Source organism: Prosthecobacter sp. (genome assembly GCF_044227185.1).
Classification (GTDB): domain Bacteria; phylum Verrucomicrobiota; class Verrucomicrobiia; order Verrucomicrobiales; family Verrucomicrobiaceae; genus Prosthecobacter.
Map to the genome: position 1 here is coordinate 330,853 of NZ_JBGAFO010000004.1, position 23,062 is coordinate 353,914.

Genomic DNA, 23,062 nt, shown 5'->3' on the forward strand with positions numbered 1-23,062 from the left:
GACGCCCGTTCTTCGCACTGCGTGCTACGAAGGACAGGCTGCTGGTGGATGCGGGGTGTGGCGGTGTGATGGGTTTGCTTCACCGGAGGTGATGGTGGAGACCTAGGGCGGCGCTCGCTGAGGCTCGCTCGCCCTAGGCTGCGATAGGCCGCACCTTTGGTGCTCAGAAGAGCGTGTGGCGGGGGCGCAGCGGCACCAAAACCATTCTCCGAGGTGAAGGACGTTTCAGACCGCACATGGAATGTGCGGACCACGCCACGCTGGGCTGGTGGTGATGCACATTTGGCGGATTAATAATTTGTGGAGGGTCTTGTCAGGGGATGAGTCCGCAATAGGCTTTGGGCTCCATGAAGCCTGTTCTGTTTGCCCTCTTTTTCACATCGCTCGCCTCTGCTGCTGATTTTCCTGCGCTGTATAACAGTGAGCCGGGGAATCCGACGCCGATGCCGGCGGGGGAGGCGCTGAAGGCGCTGCATTTGCCGGAGGGATTCAAGGCGACGCTGTTTGCGGCGGAGCCGGATGTGCAGAATCCGGTGGGGATGGCGTGGGATGCGAAGGGGAGGATGTGGGTGGCGGAGAATTATACGTATGCGGAACGGGTGAAGCGGTTTGACCTGAACCTGAAGGACCGGGTGATTATTCTGGAAGACAAGGACTGGGACGGGGTGGCGGAGACGCGGAAGGTTTTTACTGAGGACGTGCAGATGCTGACGAGCGTGGAGGTGGGGCGCGGCGGGGTGTGGCTGATGTGCCCGCCGCAGGTGCTTTTCATTCCGGACCGCAACGGGGATGACATTCCAGATGGGGAGCCGGAGGTGGTGCTGGACGGCTTTACGGTGGCGAGGGACAACTACCATAACTTTGCCAACGGGCTGCGGTTTGCGCCGGATGGCTGGCTGTATGGGCGCTGCGGGCACTCGTGCCCGGGAAAGCTGGGGGTGCCGGGGACGCCGGAGGAGAAGCGGGTGCCGATGAAGGGGGGGATCTGGCGCTACCACCCGGAGAGAAAGATCGTGGAGGTGCTGACGCATGGGACGACGAATCCGTGGGGGCATGACTGGGATGCGAACGGGGAGATGTTTTTCATCAACACGGTGACGGGGCACCTGTGGCATGTGATGCACGGGGCGCACCTGATGGACTCGAGCAATGCGAACCCGCTGGTGTATGAGAAGCTGGATACCATTGCGGATCATTATCACTACGACCGGAGCGGGAGCTGGACGGCGTCGCGTGATGGGAAGGCGAACAGCCTGGGGGGCGGGCATGCGCACATCGGGATGATGATTTACCAGGCGGAGCAGTGGCCGGAGAAATACCGGGGCAAGCTTTTCACGCTGAATATGCATGGACGGCGGGCGAATGTGGAGCGGCTGGAGCGCAACGGGAGCGGGTATGTGGGGCGGCATGAGCCGGATGTGTTTCTGAGCGATGATCCGTGGTTCCGGGGCATTGAGATCAGCACGGGGCCGGAGGGGAGCGGGTTCATTCTGGACTGGAGTGACACGGGGGAGTGCCATGAGTCCACGGGGGTGCACCGGACGAGCGGGAGAATTTTCCGTGTGAGCCATGGGGAGGCGAAGAAGGCGGAGGTGCCGTTTGCGTGGAAGAAGCCGTGGCCGAAGGCGGATCTGAACTCTGAAGATGAGCATGGGCGGGCGCTGGCGATCCGGGAGCTGACGCAGTTTTCACCGCTGGACGCGCTGACGGGGCCGATGGCGGGGGCGGTGTATCCGGAGCCTGGGTTTGATGCGGTGGCGATGGCGCGGGAGGAGAAGTCGAGCTTTGTGCGGCTGACGCTGGCGAGCACGCTGCAGCGGATGCCGGTGGGCAAGCGGGCGGAGCTGGGGGCGGCGCTGCTGGCGCATGCGGAGGATGCGAACGACCCCTTCCTGTCGTATCTGGTATGGTATGGTATTTCGCCGCTGGCGAAGGCGGACCCGATGGCGCTGGTGGCGCTGGCGAAGGACTGCACGTGGCCGAAGACGCTGAAGTGGATGGTGCGGAGCGTGGCGACGCAGCCGGAGGCGCTGAATGCGCTGCTGGCGCAGGCTAAGGCGGAGCAGAGCGGGGTGATCCTGGAAGGGATGGCGGAGGCGTTTAAGGGGATCCGGAAGGCACAGAAGCCGGAGAGCTGGGACGCTTTTGTGAAGGTGGCTGCAGGCGCGCCGGAACGGGCTGAAGCCCGAACTACGTACCCGGAGCCGGCTTCCTCCTCCGCTAAAGCTACGGAGGACAAGAAAGCCGGTACTACAATACCCAATCATGCCGGAGAGGAGCTGAGTGCCAAACAGATGATTCAGGAGCTGAGTGTTTTGTTTGGGGATGGAAGGGCGCTGGATGATGTGAAGAAGATGGCGCTGGATGAGAAGGCGGATGCGGGGGCGCGGGAGGCGGCGCTGAAGACGCTGATCGATGCGCGGCCGGATGATCTGCGGGAGATCTGCCTGAAGCTGCTGGAGGTGCGGGGAGTGAACGTGACGGCGGTGAGGGGGCTGGCGCTGTTTAGCGAGCCGGAGATCGGGCGGAAGCTGGCGGAGAGCTACCGGAAGTTTGCCGCGGGGGAGCGGCCGGTGGTGATCGACACGCTGGTGTCGCGGCCGGTGTTTGCGAAGGAGCTGCTGAAGGAGATGAAGGCGGGGAAGATCCCGCGGGCGGACCTGAGCGCGTTTCATGCGCGGCAGATCGCGGCTTTTAAAGATGAGGCGCTGAACAAGGAGCTGGTGGAGGCGTGGGGGGAACTGCGGGAGTCTGCGGCGGACAAGAAGGAGCTGATGGAGAAGGTGAAGAAGCAACTGACGCCGGAGGTGCTGGCGAAGGCGAACCTGAGCCAGGGGCGGATGCTTTTCACGGCGGTGTGCGGAGCGTGCCACATGATGTACGGGCAGGGCGGGAAGATCGGGCCGGACCTGACGGGTTCGGGACGAGCGAACCTGGACTATCTGCTGGAGAACATCGCGGACCCGAGCGGGGTGGTGAGCGCGGATTTCCGCATGAGCCTGCTGACGCACAAGGATGGACGAGTGCTGAGCGGGGTGGTGACGGAGTCGAACGCGCGGACGCTGACGCTGCGGACGCTGACGGAGACGATGACGCTGGACAAGGCGGACATCGTGAAGCAGGAGACCTCGCCGATGTCGATGATGCCGGAGGGGCTGCTGCTGGCGTTTGGGCCGGAGCAGGTGCGGGATTTGATCGCGTATCTGATGCATCCGGTGCAGGTGGCGCTGCCGACACCGAAGGGGCCGTAGATGGGGGCGACTTTTTGAGAGGCGGGACGCTGGGGAGCCCGAGTCGGAGGGATTGAAGATTGACGAGCCATCGATTTTTGATTTTAGAGGGGCCGAGCCTGGGTGGCTGCGGGCGCTGGGTGGTGCGCCGGGAGCCTGCTGAAGCAGGGGCTACAATACGTGCGCTGCGGATTGCGGTGCGCATGGCGGGTGCCATGCTCTGAGTCGGACTTGAGAGGAGCGGCGGCTTTTGTCCGACCATGGCCGATGACGCATAGGCGGGACATTCGAGAGCGGGAAGATGGACGATTCATCCTTCGCTCTGCGAGCTTCGGAGAACGCGTTGTCGAGCCATCGACTTTTGATTTTAGAGGTTCGAGCCTGGGTGGCGGGAGGTGAGGTTGAAGGCTGGCGCAGAAAGTGGCGGCACGTTTTTTGCGCAGGTTTCAGCGGGCGCGGAGGCCCAGAACCGCACACGGAGTGTGCGGACCACTTCGCTGGGAGGCCTCGCGGTGCGGCGGGTGTTTGCGGAGTGGTGCCTTCTTCGCCAAGGCTTCGAAGCCCAGGGCGGAATGAATTTCGCGCTCCCAAGATGCAAGCATAAGGCAAGGCGCAGGGGGGAATTGAAGGAAACTTCGTTTGGCAGCGGCATGTCTGGTGCTGTATTACCGGAATGGCACAAGGAACTCTTCTCATCACTGGCGGCGCGGGATATATTGGATCGCATACGGTGCGGCATTTGCTGGAGCAGAATGAAAAAGTGGTGGTGCTGGACAATCTGGTGTTTGGGCACCGGGAGGCGCTGCCGATGGACCGGGTGACGTTTGTGGAGGGGGAGATGGCGGATGCGGCGCTGGTGGAAAAACTTTTTGCGGAGCACAAGCCGGAGGCGGTGCTGCACTTTGCGGCGTTTGCGTATGTGGGCGAGTCGGTGACGGACCCGCTGAAGTACTACCGGAACAACCTGGCGGCGCCGCTGACGCTGCTGGAGACGATGCAGCGGCATGGCTGCAAGCGGTTCATTTTTTCATCCACGTGCGCGACGTATGGAGATCCGGTGCGGATCCCGATCGATGAGTCTCATCCGCAGGCGCCGGTGAATCCGTATGGGGCGAGCAAGTGGATGCTGGAGCGCGTGCTGCGCGACTGTGGAAATGCGTGGGGATTGAAGTCTGTGTTTCTGAGATATTTCAATGCGAGCGGGTGCCACCCGAGCGGAGAAATCGGCGAGGATCACAATCCGGAGACGCATTTGATCCCGCGTATCCTGATGGCCGCCACAGGTGAGATAGAGAACATCACCGTGTTCGGAACGGACTATGCGACGCCGGACGGGACGTGCATCCGGGATTACATCCATGTGTGCGACCTGGCGAGCGCGCATGCGCTGGCGCTGAACTACCTGCGCAAGGGTGGTGAGACGGTGGCGGTGAACCTAGGTACGGGCCGAGGATTCAGTGTGAAAGAGATCATCAGCACTGCCGAGGCGGTGACGGGGAAGAAGATTCCGGTGAGCTATGGAGAGCGCCGTGCGGGAGATCCTTCGGAGCTAATCGCAGACCCTAAACTTGCTAAAGAAATCCTTCAGTGGGAAGCGGTCCACAAGGATCCGCGAGAGCATATTGACTCCGCATGGAGATGGATGAATGGAGAACGACGCGGGCGCTATGCGGTTTGAACAGTTTTAGCCTAAGACTGTCATAGTGTAGCCCAAGCTGGTTGCACACTTTTCATGAGAACTTTTGTTCATTGGTTCGTCTGCGTCATCGCATGCCTCAACGGCGCGATGGCGCATGCGGTCGAGCTGGTGGGACAACCACAGACGAGCACAACGGCGGACGCGGCCACGATTCAATGGCGCACGGATGTGGAGTGCGGGACGCGGGTGCAGTTTGGGCAGAAACCGGAGATGCTGGACCGCAAGGCGGAGGGGGCGGTGACGAGCAACCACAGCATCCGGCTGGAGGGGCTGAGCCCGGGGACGAGGTATTACTTCAGCGTGGGCAGCGCGCGCGTGCGGCTGGGCAGCGGCAGCTTCACGACGGCGGGAGGAGCAGCGGGCGCGGCAGCGCCGCAGCCTTCGCTGCTGCGGCGTGTGCTGAACGTGATCACGCCGGATCAGAAGAAGGAGACGCCCGCGGCAGGGCCGGCAGGGGTGACTGTGCCTCCGACCCGGAAGACGTGGGGCCACATGGACTCGCTGCAGGATCATTTCGACCGGCATGGGGGAGACTTTGGCAGCAAGTCAGCGGACGACTATGCCGCGAAGGCGTGGCTGTTTCTGCAAAGGGCGCGTACGGAAAATCTGCCGATGAAGCTGGATGCGACCGATGGAACTCTGCGAGTTTTTGATCCGGCCACGCGGGCGTTTGCCGCGTACAATGACAAGGGGATGACCAAGACCTTTTTCAAGCCGGACAGCCCAACCTACTGGCAGCGCCAGCCAGGCGGGGCGGTGAAGCCCGGCGACCTTCATTTTTCCCACCGCTGAAAATGCCACGCAAATCTTCCAAACCACCAACCATGAAAATAAACCCCAATTTCTGCCCCGTCTGCGGCTATGACAAGCTGGCGGAGCCGCCGCGCAACCGCACGGGCGGCGCGTCGATGGAGATCTGCCCGTGCTGCGGATTCCAGTTTGGCGTGACCGACGAAGACAAAGGGATCACCTACGACGACTACCGCCAGCAGTGGATAGCGGATGGCATGCACTGGACGAGCACGGGGAAAAAAGCGCCGAAGGGGTGGAACCCGCAGACGCAACTGGGATCTCTGGCGCTGCGCGCGACGCTGAGCCGGGTGAAGGGACGCCCGCCGCGGATGAGCCTGGGCACGCCACAGATGGCGTAGTGCCTGAGCGGAGTGTTTCCAGTTTCCAGTTTGAAAGGCAGGTTTGACCGGAACCGGCTGCTGCGCGGATGCGAAGCGAGCCGGCACTACCATACGGCACTGGTTTATACCACAGGCAAAAAGCCGGCGGGAAAAGAGGGTGTTCCCGCGCCCCTTCAGGGCGCTCCCTGGACCCACGGTGGAGAGCGGGCGAAACCCAGGGCTTGTCGCTACGCGACTGCTCCCTGGGCTGAATCCGGCGGCCCTTCAGGCCGCGTGAGAGATGCAGACCCGTTTTTCAAAGGCGCCTGGTATTACCGGAACGAAACCCAGGGCTTGTCGCTACGTGACTGCTCCCTGGCCTGAATCCGGCGGCCCTTCAGGCCGCGTGAGAGATGCAGACCCGTTTTTCAAGGGGTGCCAGCGTTACCATGACCGATTGAAAACGGGCCTGAAGCAGCGTGTCGCAGGATGGGCCGTGGCGTGGCGGACCGGCGTGTCTGGCTGTTGGAGCCTTTTAAGTTATTTTGTGTCCGATCAATCCAGGGAGGCCAGCGCGACGCACCCTCTCTCTGCCCCTGAAAGGCACAAGCCCACCCAATTTCTCTCTCCGGGGAACCGGAGCGAAGCGGAGATAGACTGCCACGGGCAGCCCGAAGGCGAACGCAGTGAGTCAAAGGACCGGGGCGGGGAAGCACCTCCTCTTCGCATGCATGAGGCTCCCCCCCTCACCCCAACCTCTCCCCCATGGATGTCTTGGACGATGCCATGCCCTCGAGGGGGAGAGGAGATCCGCTTTGTGGAAGCGCTTTAGGAGGGGTTTTGTTTGGACACGAAATGATTTAAAATGCTGTAGCGAGCTGTTCGAGCCGGGGCGAGCGGAGGCCCTCGAAGTCGGGCGGTTTCTGGGAGGGGATTGAGAAAGTGCCCGACGCCAAACACGACCAACTACGGCCGAAGCGCCGCTGTCCGCCTGCTTGAAAAGGGGCTCTGCTGTCTCTGGAATACAGACCTGTTTTCGAGTGTTCGTGGTATTACCGGAACCGGCTGCTGCGCAGCCGCGGAGCGAACCCGGGACTCCCATACGGAGCCGGGGGGATTCGCGACGGAGTGCTTCAGGCGGCGCTTTTGAGGAGGCTGAGGGCGTGGACGCGGGCGCTTTCGGCGCTGCCGCCGAGCATGCGGGCGAGTTCGTCCACGCGCTGGTCATTGCTGACCTGCTGGATCTGGGAGCGGGTGGTGTTGCCGGTGATTTCCTTGGTGACGACGAAGTGGCTCTTGGCGAGAGAAGCGACCTGCGGGAAGTGGGTGATGGCGATGACCTGGTGGGTGGCGCCGAGGGCGGCCATTTTACGACCGACGGCTTCGGCGATGTTGCCGCCGACGTTGGCGTCGATTTCGTCGAAGACGAGGAGGGGGACGGCGTCCTGTTTGGCGAGGGCGCTCTTAACAGCGAGGAGGACGCGGGACATTTCGCCGCTGGAGGCGGTGAGGCGGAGGGGCTTGGAGGGTTCGCCGGGATTGGGGGCGAAATGGAAATCGACTTCTTCGAGGCCGTGGTGTCCGGGTGATGGGAGAGTGGCGAGCTGGGCCTCGAAGACGCTGCGTTTGAAGCCGAGATCGGTGAGGTGGGCGGCGACTTCCTTGGCGAGCTTGGGGGCGGCGTCGGCGCGTTTTTTGGAGATTTGTTTGCCGAGTTTGAGGACGTCTGCCTCGCGGTCTTTGACGAGCTTTTGGAGGCGGGCGATTTCTTCGCCGCGATTTTCCATTTTGGCGAGCTTGCGCTCGGTCTCGGCGAGGAACTCCAAAATTTCGGCGATGGTGCGGCCGTATTTGCGCTTGAGGGTCTGAATAGTGTGGATGCGGCTTTCGAGCTTGTCGAGTTCCGCGCCGTCGATTTCGAGATCGTCGGCGTAGTCCTGCACGCTGCTTTCGAGTTCGGTGAGTTCGATCTGGGCGGACTTGAAGCCTTCGAACAGGGACGCGGTGGAGGGATCGATTTTTTCGAGCTCGTGGATGCTGCGGCTGAGCTCGCGGAGGCCATCGATGATGCTCCCCTCCCCTTCACTGAGGCGGCTGGTAATGCTGCCGCAGAGCTCGGCGAGGCGTGCGCCATTGGCGGCGATGCGGTGGCGGGATTCGATTTCTTCCTCTTCGCCAGGCTTGAGCTGGGCGGCGGCGATTTCGTTGGCCTGGAACTTCAGCATGTCGATCTGCTGGGAGCTGGCGCGCTCTGAGTTTTCGAGTTCGTCGAGCTCGGTGGCGGCGGCGCGCCAGAGCTTCCAGGCGTCCTGGTATTTGGCGAGGGTGTCTTCGATGCCGGTGTATTTGTCGAGCATCTCGAGCTGGCGCTCCTTGGAATTGAGGGACTGGTGGTCGTGGGGGCCGTGGAGATCGACGAGGAATTCGCCGAGGCTTTTGAGGACCTGGATGGTGACGGGGGAGCAGTTGACGAACTGCTTGTTGGCGCCGGAGGCGCTGATGGTGCGCTTGATGAGGAGCTCGCCGTCCTGGCAGGGGTCGAGGCCGGCGTCTTCAAGGACGGAGTCGATGGCGCGGGTGTTTTTGAGGTGGAAGCCGGCTTCGACGGTGCAGGCGTCCTGGCCATTGCGGATGAGAGCGCGGTCGGCGCGCTCGCCGAGGATGAGTTTGAGGGCGCCGACGATGATGGATTTGCCCGCGCCGGTCTCGCCCGTGACGCCGATGAGACCGGCGGCCAAGTCCCAGGTCACGTCTTCAACGAGGGCGAGATTGCGGATTTTGAGGAAGGAAAGCATGGGGTGGGAGATGGTGGGCAAATGAACATGCATCGTGTGTGGAGCATTTCAACTGCGGGAAGGTGAAGTTGCAGTGGGGGAATTCTGGAAAGGGGACGCTCTTTTTTGGCAAACGAATGAAGGGGCAAGGGAATGGCCGGAGATTTGCACCGCAAAGATTCGGAGAACGCAGAGGAACGGAACTCGAGGTGGGTGGATTGTGGGGCGGAGGGTAACTGGAGGAGTTTATTGGGAGCCGCCTGCAAGAAGGACGCTTCCAGATTCCGGCTTCCTCCTTCGCTATCCGTCCTTCGCTAAATCTACGGAGGACAGGAGAAGCTACGGAGGACGTGAAAGCCGGTACTACAATACTTGCGCTGGATGGTTTTGAATTTTGGGCGATGCGGGGCTTCCAGAGCGGGCTGAAGCCCGAACTACGTACACAGAGGAGCTGTGAAGATTTGGAAGAACGCAGATGACATCTACAAGTGAATGGGAGAGCGATGGGACGTTCGCAGAGCGGCATCGGAGTGCCTCATTCTTCGCTATCCGTCCTTCGCTAAAGCTTCCTTCTTCGCTCTACGAGCTACGGAGGACACGACGGAGGACTGGAGAAGTTTCGAAGGGCAAGCTGTGCTCCCAGGGGGCGATGGTGAATGCGGCGCTCCTTGAGTGGGCCTTGCGTCAGGAGCGTGGGGAGCGGCCGCTCCAGGCTTTGAAGGCGCGGGAGAAGTGGGCGGCGGATTTGTAGCCGAGTTCGGCGGCGACGGCTTTTACCAAGGCCTCGGGGTGGCGGAGCTTGATGGCGGCCTGGGAGAGTTTTAAGCGGGTGAGGCAGGCGAGAGGGGTCTCGGTGTCGTAGCGCTGGAAGAGGCGGGTGAAGTAGGCGGCGGAGACGTGGCAGGCTCTGGCGGCCTGCTCGATGCTGCTGAGGACGGGGTAGTTCCGCAGGAGGTGGCCGCGGCAGCGGAGGTAGGTGGCGTAGGCGGGATCGATGGGGGTGGTGGCGGACTGGCGGGAGTCTGCGCAGAGGACGAGGGCGTGCTCGAGCGCGGAACAGGCGGCGCGAAGGCCGAACTGGCCGCCGCGGAGGGCGTGGTCGATGACTTCTTCCAGCAAGGAGATGACGCGGGAGGCATCGGTGACACGGAGGACGGTGCCGGGGGAGAGGTCAAGATCGCGCATCAACTGCACGGCGCGGGCGCCGGTGAAATTGAAGAAGTATTTCACCATGGGCTCGTCGGCGGAGCTGCGGATGACCTGGGGGGTGGTGGAGTCGAAGATGAAGGCGTGGCCAGACTCGATGGGGTGGGTTTGATCGGCGAGGGTGACGCTGCCGTTTCCCTTGGAAACAAACTCGAAGGCGAGGTAGGGGAAGGCTTTGCGATCGACGATGAAGTCGGGGGCGCACCACTCGCAGCCACCGCCGACGAGGCAGAGGGCGGTAGCATCGCGCTGGCGGCCTTCCCATTCGGGGAGGAAGAAGCGGCGGGTGCGGACGACTTGGGTGGAGAAGTAGTCGGCCTGGTCGGTGGCGGGCATGGCTGGGATGAGAGGATCAACGGATTTGAAGGCGGGGAATCTTGCGAAGGAGGGTCAAGAATCGTCATTTGGGCGGCAAACATTTGACGCACTGGTGATTTGATCTTTGGAGGGTGAGGAAGTCAGGTGTGGGCTTATGTCCCAACCACTCTCTGGAATTATTCCGCCTCTTGTTACGCCGCTGCGTGATCGTGACCTGCTCGACTGCGAGGGGCTGGAGCGGCTGATCGAGCATCTGATCGGCGGAGGGGTGTCGGGATTGTTTGTGCTGGGCACGACGGGTGAGGGGCCGAGCCTGAGCTATCGGCTGCGGCGGGAGCTGATCGAGCGGACGTGCAAGCAGACCAAAGGACGTGTGCCGGTGCTGGTGGGGATCACGGACACCTCTTTTACGGAGAGTGTGAATCTGGCGCGGCATAGCGCGGAGGCGGGGGCGACGCATGTGGTGACGGCGCCGCCGTATTACTTCCCTGCGGCGCCGCCGGAGCTGCTGGAGTACATCCAGGATCTGGTGGCGGAGATGCCGCTGCCGATGTTTCTCTATAACATGCCGGGGCTGACGAAGGTGAGCTTTGAGATCGACCTGGTGAAGCGTGCGCTGGAGATGCCGGGGGTGTGCGGGGTGAAGGACAGCTCGTGTGACATGATCTATTTCCATCGGCTGATGGAAGTGGCGAAGCAGCGTGCGGACTGGAGTGTGCTGGTGGGACCGGAGGAACTGACGGCGGAGGCGGTGCTGCTAGGTGGGCATGGGGGGATCAATGGCGGGGCGAATCTGCACCCGAAGCTGTATGTGGAGATGTACCAGGCGGCAGCGGCGCAGGATCTGCAACGGACGCGTGAGCTGCATGCGCAGGTGATGCGGCTGGCGGGGAGTGTTTATACGGTGGGCCGGCACAAGTCTGCGATCATCAAGGGGATCAAGTGCGGGCTGTCGCTGCTGGGGATTTGTGAGGATCACATGGCGGAGCCGTTTCACCGGTTTCGGGAGGCGGAGCGGGCGGTGATTCGGGAGAGGCTGGTTAATCTGGGGTTGATCGGGACCTGAATTTTTAACCACGGAATACTCGGAATACACGGAAATAAGAAACTGTTTGGTTTCCGTGTATTCAGTGTATTCCGTGGTTCTCTTTTTATTTCTTATGAATTCCAAACTGCTTTATTCTGAAGAAAGTTTTGCCATCCGTGGCTGCCTCTTTGAAGTGTATCGGATCAAAGGGGCAGGGTTTGCTGAGCCGGTTTACCAGGAATGTTTGGAGATGGAGTTTCAGATGTCCGACCTTCCGGCCATAGCTCATCCAGAAATGAAGCTTGAGTATAAGGGGAAGCCGCTGAAGAGCACTTACATCCCGGACTTTGTTTGCTACGACAAGATCATTGTCGAACTGAAGGCGGTGAAAGAACTGACGGATGCGCATCGGGCGCAGGTTCAGAATTATCTTAAAGCGACTGGACTTAAGCTTGGGCTGTTGGTGAACTTCTGCCATCACCCGCTGATTGAGATCGAGCGCATTGTGCTTTGAAGCCTGGAGTGAGATTTGATCAGGACCTGAATTTTTTAACCACGGAATACTCGGAAACCGGAATGTTTGAGCGGCGTTTTTAAAACTTACTTTTTTACTTATGAGATCTGTTTCACTGATTTGTTTTGTGACTGTTTTGATGTCTGTGTGCGGTGTTTGTGCGCAGCAGATTGCGGGTGGGTTTAGTGAGGTGTCTTCGGGTGACAAGGAGGTGAAGGCGGCGGCGGAGTTTGCGGTGAAGACGAAGGATGCGAAGCTGGTGCTGCAGAGCATTGAGAGTTCGGAGCGGCAGGTGGTGGCGGGGATGAACTACAAGATGGTGCTGCATGTGACGGAGGGGGCGACGGCGCAGAAGGCGGCGGTGGTGGTGTGGCAGAAGATCGACAACAGCCGGGAGCTGACCTCGTGGGAGTGGGTGAAGCCGAAGGAGGCGCAGGCGGGAATTTTGAAGTCGGAGTATATTTATGACACGGGGCCGTATCCTTCGATCCATGCGACGACGATCGTGGAGACGCCGACGGGGATGGTGACGGCGTGGTTTGGCGGCACGGCGGAGAGGAATCCGGATGTGTGCATCTGGGTCTCGCGACTGGTGGATGGGAAGTGGACGGAGAGCGTGGAAGTGGCCAACGGGGTGCAGGCGGATGGGAAGCGGCATCCGACGTGGAATCCGGTGCTGTTTCAGCCGAAGGGTGCGCCGCTGATGCTGTTTTATAAGGTGGGGCCTTCGCCGAGCACGTGGTGGGGTGAGCTGAAAACTTCGGAGGATGGTGGCAAGACGTGGTCTGCGGCGCAGAAGCTGCCGGAGGGGATCTTTGGGCCGATCAAGAACAAGCCGGTGCAACTGGCCAATGGCGACATTTTGTGCCCGACGAGCAATGAGACGGAGAGCAAGCCGAGCGCGTGGGCGATTTACTTTGAGCGGACGAGTGATCTGGGGAAAACCTGGCAACGCACGGAGCTGCTGCATGACGGGCTGAAGGTGAGCGCGATCCAGCCGAGCATTCTTTTCCTGGGTGGCGACAAGCTGGAGGCGGTGGGGCGCACGCGGCAGGGGAAAGTTTTTCAAATTGAGTCTGGTGATGCGGGCCGCACGTGGGGCGAGATTTCACTGACGGAGCTGCCGAATCCGAACTCGGGGACGGATGCGGTGACGCTGAAGGACGGGAGGCATCTGCTGATCTACAACCACACGGCGAAGGGGCGGAGTCCGCTGAATCTGGCGCTGAGCAAGGATGGCAAGGTGTGGGAGGCGGCGCTGGTGCTGGAGGATGAGCCGAAGAAGGAGTTCAGCTATCCGGCGATCATTCAGACGAGCGACGGGCTGGTGCACATCACCTACACGTGGAAGCGGCAGAAGGTGAAGCATTTGGTGGTGGATCCGGAGAAGCTGGTGCTGAAACCCATTGTGGGTGGCCAGTGGCCGCAGTAATTCAATCGACAGTAGAACCTGGGTCTGAATAAGCGCCGATGGCAAACTTCCAAAGATCCCTTGTGACCCGCCAAAGAGGACAGCGTCTGTCTGTGCGCGATGGCTGCGTCGGCAGGTCGGTGAGTCGCTGCTGGAGCGCGCGGTGTGGTTCAGGAAGCCCTGGCTTTGCTTTCCGGAGCTGCGCTCTTTCCAGGGATGGCGCTCGCTACGCGAGCTTATCCCTGGCTACCGGCTGTGATCCCCTCCGGGATCAAAAGAGTCTGAAAGGCACCTTTGAACACCTCGATTTTCAGAGAAAATGGCACCGTAAACATTCATCTTCAGCATCTCAATTTTTAGACAAAGAGGTTTCCAGAGGCGCCCTGAAGACGATTCGAAGCAGAGGGCTTTATTCGGCCGGAGGGCAGATTCGTTTTCAATAGTTCATGGTATAAAATGATTTTTTTCATTCACGGGATTTTTGTTGTTTTGACTGCGATGGCTTTGAGTCAGACGCATGCGCAAGGGGCTGCGGATGAGCCGGTAATGGCCGCGCAGATTGAGCGGGCGTGGGAGGTGACGTGGGGGCGGTTTTATCTGCCGGAGGTGCGGACGTTTGGGGATTACCTGAGCAGCTATGAGAAGGGGAAGGAGCAGGCGCATCTGCCGGCGGCGGAGGAGGTGAAGAGGCTGTATCCGAATCCGTGCGGGTACAGCACGGGGATGGAGGACGGGGCGATTTTAGGCGGGGCGATGCTGAGCGTGCTGTGTGACCGGTTTGCGGTGATGAAGGAGGAGGGGCTGCGGGAGAAGGCGGCGAGCGTGTTTGCGGGGCTGAAGCTTTGCGCGACCGTGCATGGGGTGCGGGGCTTTGTGGCGCGGAATGTGTGCCGGGAGGATGCGAAGAGTGTGTATATCAACTCCTCGCGAGATCAGGTGACGCACTTTGTGCATGGGCTGTGGCAGTATTACCGAAGTCCGCTGGCGGATGAGGGGACGAAGAAGGAGATTCGTGAAGTGCTGGCGGATGTGGCGGAGCGAATGATCGCCTTTGTGACGCCGGAGAATGATTTTGATTTCTGCCGCGCGGATGGCACGCGCTGCCCGCTGGGGATCTGCCGGATGTGGAATGTGCAGGCGCATGAGGCGGCGCGGCTGCCGATGATTTACGCCGCAGCGTGGGATGTGACGGGTGAGGAACGCTACCGTGTGCAGTGGCGGCGGTATGCGACGGAGGCGATCGAGCAGTCGGCGAATCCGGATGAGCACAAGCCGGCGTATGCGCTGCTGCAGATGCAGTGCTCGCTGGAGGTGCTGCATGAGCTTGAAACGGATGCGGTGGTGAAGAAGACGATCCATGAGAGGATGGCGCATGTGCGCGATCTGGCGGCGAAGCGTTTCACGTGGGTGCTCTCACAGATCGCGAAGAAGAGTGCGGAGGAAATGCGGATGGTGGGGCCGGACTGGCGGAAGGTGGCGGTGTGGAAGAATCAGAAGGGGTATCCGAATCCGCAGTGGGGGCCGTACCGGGAGGTGTGGCATCTGACGCGTGAGGCGGGGGAGTCGGCGCTGGTGATGCTGATGATTGATCCGACGATGGTTTCGATGGAGCAGCGAAAGGCGCTGGCTGAACTGCTCCGGGGCTTTGACTACATGCACAATTCCAGCTGTGGCATCATCTACCATCTGGCGGCCTGCTGGAAGGCGCGCCGTCATCAATTGTTTCCATGAGAACGTTTTTATTCATCTCCATTGTGTTTGGAAGCTCCGCGGGTTTTGCCGCTGATGCGAAACTTGAGATCGCTGGTGACAAAGGGAAGGCGAATGCGCCGAAGCTGAGGCCGGCGGCGGCGGAGAATGTGATCATCTACAAGGAGCCGGGACGCTATGGCGGCTGGCCGGCGAATCATGGGCTGTGGCAGTGGGGAGATGAGCTGGTGGCGGGGTTTACCTCCACGTGGTACAAGGAGACGACGACGGATCATCGGATTGATCGAACGAAGCCGAGCTATGAAATTCAGGCGAGGAGTGTGGATGGCGGGAAGACGTGGAAGACGGAGGAGGATGTGCCTTTTAAAGATCCGAAGAATGAGGCGAAGCCGGTGGCTCTCACGACGCCGATTGATTTCACGGCGGCGGATTTTGCGCTGATGTTTCGCTTTGGCAGCCTGCACGCGGGGCCTTCGTGGTTTTACACGACGGTGGACCGCTGCAAGACATGGCAGGGGCCGTACTCGTTTGCGGTGGAGGGTGTGGAGCGGATCTGCACGCGGACGGATTTGATCGTGCTGGGGAAGCATGACTGCCTGATGTTTGGGAGCTGCGCGAAGAAGAACGATGGGAAAGAGGGGCGTGTTTTTTGCGCGCGGACAACGGATGGTGGAATGAGCTGGAAGCTGGTGGCGCTGATCGGGCCGGAGCCGGTGGAGGGCGGGTATGCGATCATGCCGTCGTCTTTGAAGCTGAAGGATGGGACGCTGCTGACAATGATCCGGCGGTCGGACCCGAAGGTGTCGGGATTTATCGAGGCGTGGCGGAGTGCGGATCTGGGGAAGACGTGGACGTTTGCGGGCAAGGCAGTGACGGGCATCGGTGGGAATCCGCCGGCGCTGGTGCAGCTACAGGATGGGCGTGTGGCCATGAGCTATGGCTACCGGCACAAGCCCTCGGGCATGCGTGCGTGCATCAGCGCGGATGGCGGGGTGACGTGGGGTGCGGAGATCGTGCTGCGGCAGGATGGGTTTGACGGGGATCTGGGGTATCCGCGGAGTGTGGTGAGGCCGGATGGGCGGGTGCTGACGGTGTATTATTACAATGGGCCGAAGGGGGAGGACCGGGCGATTGAGGGGACGTTTTGGAGGGCGCCGGAGGGGAAATGATGAAATCAGAATGAGGAATGACGAATGACCGGGGAGTGAGCCGAGTGGGTGATTGCGCAAAAGCAGGCCATGGGTGGCGCATCCGGAGCCTGCTAAAGCAGGTACTACAATGCTTGTGCTGCGGAGGTGGAGGGAGATTCGGTGGGTTTTAAGCTAGGAAGGGCGGTGGGGAGCGTTTGAGGTAGCGCATGAAATCTTGTTTTATCTTTCGGTTCTCTTTGATCGTGGGTGTGGCCTTGATGGTGGGAGGCGATGTTTTTGCGCAGGCGAAAACGCCGCAACTGCCGGCGGGGATCAAGATGGAGAGGGACATTGCGTATATCGCCGATGGGGATGTGGCGCAGAGGCTGGATTTGTATTTGCCGGAGAAGGAGGCGGAGAAGCCGCTGCCGCTGATTGTGCACATTCATGGCGGCGGATGGATGGGCGGGAGCAAATTCCCCTGCCCTGTGGCGCTGATGGTGCTGAGAGGCTATGCGGTGGCGAGCGTGGAGTATCGATTCAGCCAGAAGGCGAAGTTTCCGGCGCAGATCCAGGACTGCCAGGCGGCGCTGCGCTGGCTGCGGGCGCATGCGAAGGAGTACCACTTTGACAACGAGCGGGTGGGGGTGGTGGGTGGCTCGGCGGGCGGACATCTATCCGCGCTGGTGGGGACGGCGGGAGGGAAGAAGGCGTTTCCGATGATCGGCGGGAACGAAGAGCAGTCTGACCGGGTGCAGGCGGTGTGCGACATCTTTGGCCCGGCGGATTTTAGCACCGTGGTGCAGCAGGCGGCGGAGGACAAGAACGTGAAGAATATCTTTGAGTTCAACACGCCGAAGGATCCGTACTCGGAGCTGATCGGCACGAAGCTGGATGACAAGGAGAAGACTGCGACGGTGAGCCCGGTGCACTATGTGAGCAAGGACAACCCGCCGTTTTTGATTTTGCATGGAACGCATGATACGCTGGTGCCCTTTGCGCAGAGCGAGGAGCTGAATGCGGCGCTGAAGGAGAAAGGCGTGGAGGTGTGGTTTCAAAAACTGCCGGGGGGCGGTCATGGCGGCGGGGGCTTTGGCAAGCCGGCGGTGGTGCAACTGATGCAGAATTTCTTCGACAAGCATCTGCAGGGGAAGGATGTGAAGATCGAACTGGTGCCGGAGGCGGATGTGACGATGCCGGCGAAGTAGGCGTGGTTTGCGGGCGAAGTGCTGGGCTGGGCTGGTTGATTTGGGCTCGGTCAAGATCCCGGATTCCGGCTAAAGCCGGTACTCCAATACGGGGCTGGGTTGATCGGGCGCGAAAGGCTCACTCTTTGTAAGGGGGGATTGGAGGTTTCGATCCTGGCGGGAGATGGCGGGGGCGCTGGGCTCATCTCGCGGAGCGAGATGAGTACTGTACTGCGCGGATGAGAAGGCTTGCGGGGTGGGCGGGGGATGTGATTGAATGGGGGGATGAAAATTCATCTGCTGGTTGTTGTGCTGCTGGGCCTGAGCGTGGGATCCGGCTTTGGGGAAGATGCGAAGAAGAAGGTGTATGACAAAAAAGTGCCGCTGAAGGTGCTCTCTGACGAGGAGCAGGCGAAGCTGCTGGGAAAGAGGCTGGAGGGCGGCCTGGGGGATTCATTCGGGGCGTTTGCAAACATGTTCATGGTGCGGAGCCAGATGGACCTCAGAGTCTGCGTGGGGCTGAAGGGCATGAGCAAGGAGATCGCCGAGGCGGAGCTGCAGCCGGTGTTTCCTGAATTTTACAAACCGACGCTGAAGGAGCTGATGGACAGCATCGCGCTGCAGACATTTTCCGCCTGGAGCTACCGGAAGGAGGACCAGTATGCGAACTCGAGCAAGGCTGAGACAACGGAGGATGACCATCTGGTGATTTTTTCCTTCACATCCGTCGTGGCGGAGGCGAAGCCGAGGAAGCCGTACAAGGTGGAGCTGGCGAAGGGGTGGCAGGCGGAGGACCGGGGCCACTGGCTGGCGTGCAGACCGGCGACGTTTCCGGTGGGGATGGACATCTATGAGATGGGCACGTACTCCGCGAAGAAGAAGGAGGACGAGGCGGCGCTGTTTGAGAAGGTGCGCAAGGAGGTGGCGCTGGAGTGGGCGAAGCGGGTGAAACCCGAGGCGAAGGCGGAGGACCTGAAGCCTGCGAAGGTGGGAGCGTATGAGGCGCTGCATTTTGAGGCGATGATCCCGGCCCGGACGGGCGGGGATGTGCACTGGAGGCACTGGGTCTTCATGGTGGACAACGCGTGCTACTTCATCGTGAGCACGATTTTCCCGGAGAAGGAGGCGGAGTATTTCCCGGATGTGGAGAAGATGCTGGGGAGCTTCACGGTGGACAAGAAGTGATGCGGCAGACCTGACACAAGACTCAGGTTGCGCAGCACGTGGAGTGGGTCTGATTGAGGGCCAGCCTCATCGCACCGGCTCCGGTGGCGGCTGTCCATTCGTCCGGGAACCAACCTCTTACTTCATTCACATTATGGGACAGCAGGGCTGCACACAAGGCGACCTGGGATGGTCTGAACTGCATACGAGCAGCGCGACGGGTGCGCTGGATTTTTACGCGGCCCTGGTGGGCTGGGAGAAAAAGGGGGAGCCGATGCCGGGCTACCATGTTTTTGGGCGTGGTGGTGAAATGCTGGGCGGCATGACGGATGCGCACTGTGGCGAGGGCGAAAAGAAAATGCACTGGATGCCTTACATCACGGTGGATGATCTGGATGCGACGCTGGCGAAGGTGGAAGGACTGGGCGGCAAGGTGATCATGCCTGCGATGGCGATTCCGAACGATGGCGGGCGCATTGCGATCATCAAGGATCCGCAGGGGGTGGCGACGGGGCTGGCGCAGTATGTGAAGAAAGAGTGTACCGCGTAAAGTTTGACGAATTTGGAGGGAATGAATGCGCGCATGCGGTGCGTTTCATTTCCTCCTTTTTCTCCCCTTTCCCATGATGTCTCCCGCTTCTTTTCGCCGTTTGTTTCTGGCTGCCGCCGTTGGTTTTACCGCACCTGCTTTGGCTGAGGACTGGGGGGCGTATGTGATCGTGCCGGTGAGTGCGCCGGCGATGGTGCTGGAGGCGGTGGATGCGGGGACGGCGGAGGGGACGAAGGTTTCGATCGGGAATCCGGCGGGAAAGGCGGAGCAGAAGTGGGTGATCGTGGACAAGGGCAACGGCTTTTATGCGATCAGGCCTTCATACAGCACGACGCTGACGCTGGCGGCGGACAAGGGTGGGGTGAAGAATGGCACGGGCATCGTGCTGGAGACGGACAGCGGGAAGGACTGGCAGATGTGGAAGATTCAGAAGAATGAGTCGGGCTCGTACTCGATCATTCCGAAGCATGCGCCGACGCAGGGGATCGATGATCTGGGCGGGAAGAAGGAGGCGGGAGCGAAGATTGATCTGTGGCAGCACAATGCGAATGACCAGCATCTGCAGTGGCAGATCAAACCGCTGGCGGGGACGGTGATCGCGGGTGCTGCGGCGGAGGCGGCGGCTGCGCCGACGTATGTGCCGGTGGCGATCAAGCCGGAGGAGATTCTGCCGGGGACGATCAAGCAGACGCAGTTTAACCAGAGCAAGGTTTTCCCGGGGACGGTGCGGGATGTGACGGTCTTCATCCCGGCGCAGTATGACGGGAGCAAGCCGGCGTGTGTGTATGTGAAGACGGATGGCTATAATGCGCGAGAGAAGGCTTTCATGGAGACGCTGATCGCGACGAAGGAGATGCCGGTGACGATTGGTGTGTTTGTGAAACCGGGGACGCTGCCTGCGCCGATGAAGGGGACGATGGACCGGCGGAATCGTGATCTGGAGTATGATGGGGTGGGCGATGAGAATGTGCGCTTTCTCCACGATGAGCTGCTGCCGTTTGTGGCAAAGGAGTTCAACTTGAAGATGTCCACGGACGGGAATGACCGGTGCATTTCGGGCGGGAGCAGCGGGGGGATCGCGGCATTCACGGCGGCGTGGCACCGGCCTGATGCCTTCAGCCGGGTGTATGCGGCGAGCGGGAGCTGGGTGGCCTTTCGTGGCGGGCATGAGTTTCCGACGATGGTGCGAAAGTTTGAGGCGAAGCCGATCCGCTCATACCTGACGACGGCGACGCATGACATGGAGAACTGCGCGGGCGACTGGTATCTGCTGGATCTGGAGATGGACAAGGCGCTGAAGTTTTCAGGCTATGACTATCAGTTCCGCAGCATCGAGGGACGGCATGTGGCGGGGTATGGGGAGAACTACCTGGAGGCGATGGCGTTTCTGTGGAAGGGCTGGCCGGAGCGTGTGAAGGCGGGGACGAGCGCGCCGCGTGCGCAGGAGGTGATCGTGCCTAACGAGGGATGGGAGCTGCTGGCGGAGGGTTTTAAAAGTACGCGCGGGCCTTCGTGCAATGAGAAGGGGGAGGTGTACTTTGCGGACACGAGCAACAACAAGATTCACCGGATTGAACTGGATGGGAAGGTGAGCGAGTTCGCGAAGGATGTGAATGCGCACTGTGTGAGCGTGGGTGCGGATGGGAAGGTGTACACGATCTCGGAGAAGTCGGGGAAGCTGATGTCGTTTGATGCAACTGGTGCGGGCAGCGTGGTGATGGAGGACATCCTGGGGCATTCGATTCTGGCGATGCCGACGGGAGTGCTGTATGTGACGACGAATGGGGACAAGCCGAGGGAAGAGGGCACGGTGTGGCTGATCAAGGATGGGAAGAAGACGCAGGTCGATAAAGGCATTAAGTTTGCGACGGGGATGGCGTATCGGCCGGACCAGTGGTTGCTTTCGGTGGCGGAGGGGCACTCGAAGTGGGCGTACAGCTATCAGATTGATGAGGATGGGACGCTCAAGAACAAGGAGCGCTTTTTCCACCTGCATGTGGCGGACTGGGATGATGACGCGGGGCCGGAGTGCCTGTGCTACTCGATCGAGGGACGGCAGTTCATTGCGACGAAGAGCGGGGTTCAAATAAGCGCGGATGATGGGCCGACGCAGATCATTCTGCCGGTGCCGGATCGGAGCCGGGTGACGGCGGTGGCGATTGGCGGGAAGGACAAGGACACGCTGTATGCGTTTTGCATGAACAAGATCTGGAAGCGGAAGATTTTGCAGCATGCGATGGGGGCGTGGAGCCCGTGGACGAAGATGACGGGGACGAAGCTGTAGGGTGGGTGGGTGGAGGCAGCTCTTCCTCTCCGGAAACAGAAAGGGAGGAAGAGTATGAGTAAGAGGAGGAGGAAGATGGCGCACCAAAAAGGGCTGAGGGACGTCCGGCGGAGGCTGGGGACCAGCCTCCCTACCTGGCTGCGATGGAAGAAAAAGAATGAGGGGGCTTGCTAAGGTTTGTGGGGGCTGGGGTATATTCTGGGGAATGACCGATCCTCATCAGCAGCAGGTGCTTCAGCTTTTTGTACGCCATCAGGGGCGGATCAAGGGGTTCATTGTGTCGCTGATGGCGGACTTTGCGGGGGCGGAGGATGTGGTGCAGGAGACGTTTCTGGTGGTGCAGCGGAAGGCGGGTGAGTTTGAGGCGGGGAGCAATTTTATCGCGTGGGCGTTTCAGATCGCGCGGTTTCAGGTGATGAAGGCGCAGGCGCAACAGAGACGGGCGGCGGATCGATTTTCGGATGAGGTGCTGGAGGCGCTGGCGGCGAGTGCGCCGGTGGAGGCGAGGGATGATTCGAAGCTGACCGCGCTGCCGGGATGTTTGATGAAACTGGCGCCGCAGGCACGGCGGGTGGTGGATCTTTTTTATGAGCATGAGCACAAGCCGCAGGAGATCGCGCGGATTCTTTCGTGGACACCGGCGGCGGTGAGTGTGGCGCTGTCGCGGGCGCGGGGATTTTTGCGCAAGTGCATTGAAGAACAACTGGCGGAGGCAAAAGCATGACTGACGAACGACTGGATCATTTGATCGACGAGCATCTGAACGGGACGATGAGCGATGAAGCACGGGCGGAACTGGAGGAGCGGCTGCTGCATTCGGCGACGGATCGGGCGCGATTTTGGGAGCTGGCAGAGAGCCATGCGCTGCTGCATGAGGAGCTGCAGGGGCAGCGGGTGGAGGAGACCGTGAAGCCACGGGCGAAGGTGCGGTCGGTATGGCTGCAATGGAGGCCGATTGCGGCGGCGGCGGCGGGGATTGTGCTGGGGATGTTTGGGACGTCGATGGTGTTTGCGTATGTGGCGCCGCAGATGGCCAAGCGTGTGGTTTTGATGAAGGAGGGATTTGAGTCTGAGGTGGTGCGCACGGTGCCGGGGCTGCCGAAAGAGACAGGAACATGGGGCGGGGATGACGCGGAGGTGGTGGATGCGGCGGGGGATCTGAAGGCGAAGACGGGGCACAAGATGCTGCGATTCAACAGCGCGACTCATGCAGGTGAGAACGCGCCCAAAAGCGCGTGGAGCAATGTTTACCGGCTGGTGGACCTGAGCGGGGTCGCAGGGGAAGAGACGGCGTCCTTGAGGCTGGTGGCGAATTTTGCCTGCGCGTCGGCATCCGAGAAAGAGGAGTATGTGTGCTTTGTGGAGCTGTGTGCGGTGGAGGAGGGGGTGATGCCGGTGGTGCCGCCGGACAATCTGCCGTGGTATCGCGAGAACAGCTCGGCCATCGCGACACGGAAGCTGCCGCTGAAGGGGGATGGGCAGTGGAAGGCGATCAATGTGATGATGCCGATGCCACCGCAGGCGAGCTATGCGCTGGTGCATGTGGCAGTGATGCGGGCGAAGCCTGCTAGATCGGCTGAGCCGGTGAAATTTGGCAGCCACTATGTGGATGATGTGAAGCTGGAACTGATAACTCCCTCGGGCGTGCGCTGATATGATGATGCGAATGAATGGCACTCGGTTATGCCGGCTAATCGGGTGCGTCGGTGCCACTGCGCGCAGGCGTGTGGCGGAGCCTTTTGCAGA

General features: G+C 60.8%; 17 protein-coding genes. 15 read left to right on the top strand and 2 right to left on the bottom strand.

Translation table 11 applies throughout. The annotated features are described in order from the left end of the window. Positions 1 to 347: 347 nt before the first annotated feature. From ACILSQ_RS11955 to ACILSQ_RS11970, 4 genes are all read left to right on the top strand, one after another. Positions 348 to 3,251 carry a PVC-type heme-binding CxxCH protein gene (locus ACILSQ_RS11955; RefSeq protein WP_395743861.1) on the top strand — a complete coding sequence of 968 codons (2,904 nt, stop codon included), beginning with the start codon at positions 348 to 350 and terminating at the stop codon, positions 3,249 to 3,251. Between the two features lie 652 nt (positions 3,252 to 3,903). Further along, entirely contained in the window at positions 3,904 to 4,908 is a 1,005-nt protein-coding gene (gene galE, locus ACILSQ_RS11960) for a UDP-glucose 4-epimerase GalE (protein WP_395743862.1), read from the top strand. Between the two features lie 54 nt (positions 4,909 to 4,962). Beyond that, entirely contained in the window at positions 4,963 to 5,721 is a 759-nt protein-coding gene (locus tag ACILSQ_RS11965; RefSeq protein ID WP_395743863.1) for a fibronectin type III domain-containing protein, read from the top strand. 32 nt (positions 5,722 to 5,753) lie between these two features. Then, positions 5,754 to 6,080, top strand: coding sequence for a hypothetical protein (locus tag ACILSQ_RS11970; protein WP_395743864.1), 327 nt, complete (start codon positions 5,754 to 5,756; stop codon positions 6,078 to 6,080). Positions 6,081 to 7,174: 1,094 nt separating this feature from the next. Here ACILSQ_RS11970 and recN read toward each other — a convergent pair. Then, positions 7,175 to 8,836, bottom strand: a complete 1,662-nt coding sequence (gene recN / locus ACILSQ_RS11975; RefSeq protein WP_395743865.1) for a DNA repair protein RecN — start codon at positions 8,834 to 8,836, stop codon at positions 7,175 to 7,177. Positions 8,837 to 9,499: 663 nt separating this feature from the next. Beyond that, a complete protein-coding gene (locus ACILSQ_RS11980; protein WP_395743866.1) occupies positions 9,500 to 10,357 on the bottom strand; it encodes an AraC family transcriptional regulator in 858 nt (285 codons plus the stop codon). A 136-nt stretch (positions 10,358 to 10,493) separates the two neighbouring features. Here ACILSQ_RS11980 and ACILSQ_RS11985 point away from each other — a divergent pair, with 136 nt between their 5' ends. The 11 genes from ACILSQ_RS11985 to ACILSQ_RS12035 all read left to right on the top strand — a co-directional run bounded on the left by ACILSQ_RS11985 (position 10,494) and on the right by ACILSQ_RS12035 (position 22,969). Further along, positions 10,494 to 11,405 carry a dihydrodipicolinate synthase family protein gene (locus ACILSQ_RS11985; protein WP_395743867.1) on the top strand — a complete coding sequence of 304 codons (912 nt, stop codon included), beginning with the start codon at positions 10,494 to 10,496 and terminating at the stop codon, positions 11,403 to 11,405. Between the two features lie 94 nt (positions 11,406 to 11,499). Then, positions 11,500 to 11,880 carry a GxxExxY protein gene (locus ACILSQ_RS11990; RefSeq protein WP_395743868.1) on the top strand — a complete coding sequence of 127 codons (381 nt, stop codon included), beginning with the start codon at positions 11,500 to 11,502 and terminating at the stop codon, positions 11,878 to 11,880. A gap of 100 nt (positions 11,881 to 11,980) precedes the next feature. Further along, the gene (locus ACILSQ_RS11995) at positions 11,981 to 13,312 is read left to right on the top strand and encodes an exo-alpha-sialidase (RefSeq protein WP_395743869.1); all 1,332 of its coding nucleotides are present in this window, start codon (positions 11,981 to 11,983) and stop codon (positions 13,310 to 13,312) included. Positions 13,313 to 13,897: 585 nt separating this feature from the next. Further along, a complete protein-coding gene (locus ACILSQ_RS12000) occupies positions 13,898 to 15,022 on the top strand; it encodes a hypothetical protein (protein ID WP_395744078.1) in 1,125 nt (374 codons plus the stop codon). Then, positions 15,019 to 16,170 (top strand): exo-alpha-sialidase, encoded by a 1,152-nt coding sequence (locus ACILSQ_RS12005; protein WP_395743870.1) that lies wholly within the window; start codon positions 15,019 to 15,021, stop codon positions 16,168 to 16,170. Before ACILSQ_RS12000 ends, ACILSQ_RS12005 begins: the two co-directional genes overlap by 4 nt. Positions 16,171 to 16,358: 188 nt before the next feature. After that, complete coding sequence (locus ACILSQ_RS12010) at positions 16,359 to 17,339, top strand: alpha/beta hydrolase fold domain-containing protein (RefSeq protein ID WP_395743871.1); 981 nt, start codon at positions 16,359 to 16,361, stop codon at positions 17,337 to 17,339. A 264-nt stretch (positions 17,340 to 17,603) separates the two neighbouring features. After that, positions 17,604 to 18,503 carry a hypothetical protein gene (locus ACILSQ_RS12015; RefSeq protein ID WP_395743872.1) on the top strand — a complete coding sequence of 300 codons (900 nt, stop codon included), beginning with the start codon at positions 17,604 to 17,606 and terminating at the stop codon, positions 18,501 to 18,503. A 133-nt stretch (positions 18,504 to 18,636) separates the two neighbouring features. Then, positions 18,637 to 19,032, top strand: a complete 396-nt coding sequence (locus tag ACILSQ_RS12020; RefSeq protein WP_395743873.1) for a VOC family protein — start codon at positions 18,637 to 18,639, stop codon at positions 19,030 to 19,032. Positions 19,033 to 19,108: 76 nt separating this feature from the next. Further along, a complete protein-coding gene (locus ACILSQ_RS12025; protein ID WP_395743874.1) occupies positions 19,109 to 21,316 on the top strand; it encodes an RICIN domain-containing protein in 2,208 nt (735 codons plus the stop codon). 205 nt (positions 21,317 to 21,521) lie between these two features. After that, on the top strand, positions 21,522 to 22,040 hold the full coding sequence (locus ACILSQ_RS12030) for a sigma-70 family RNA polymerase sigma factor (RefSeq protein ID WP_395743875.1): 519 nt from the start codon (positions 21,522 to 21,524) through the stop codon (positions 22,038 to 22,040). After that, the gene (locus ACILSQ_RS12035) at positions 22,037 to 22,969 is read left to right on the top strand and encodes an anti-sigma factor family protein (RefSeq protein ID WP_395743876.1); all 933 of its coding nucleotides are present in this window, start codon (positions 22,037 to 22,039) and stop codon (positions 22,967 to 22,969) included. Before ACILSQ_RS12030 ends, ACILSQ_RS12035 begins: the two co-directional genes overlap by 4 nt. The last annotated feature ends 93 nt before the right edge of the window (positions 22,970 to 23,062 follow it).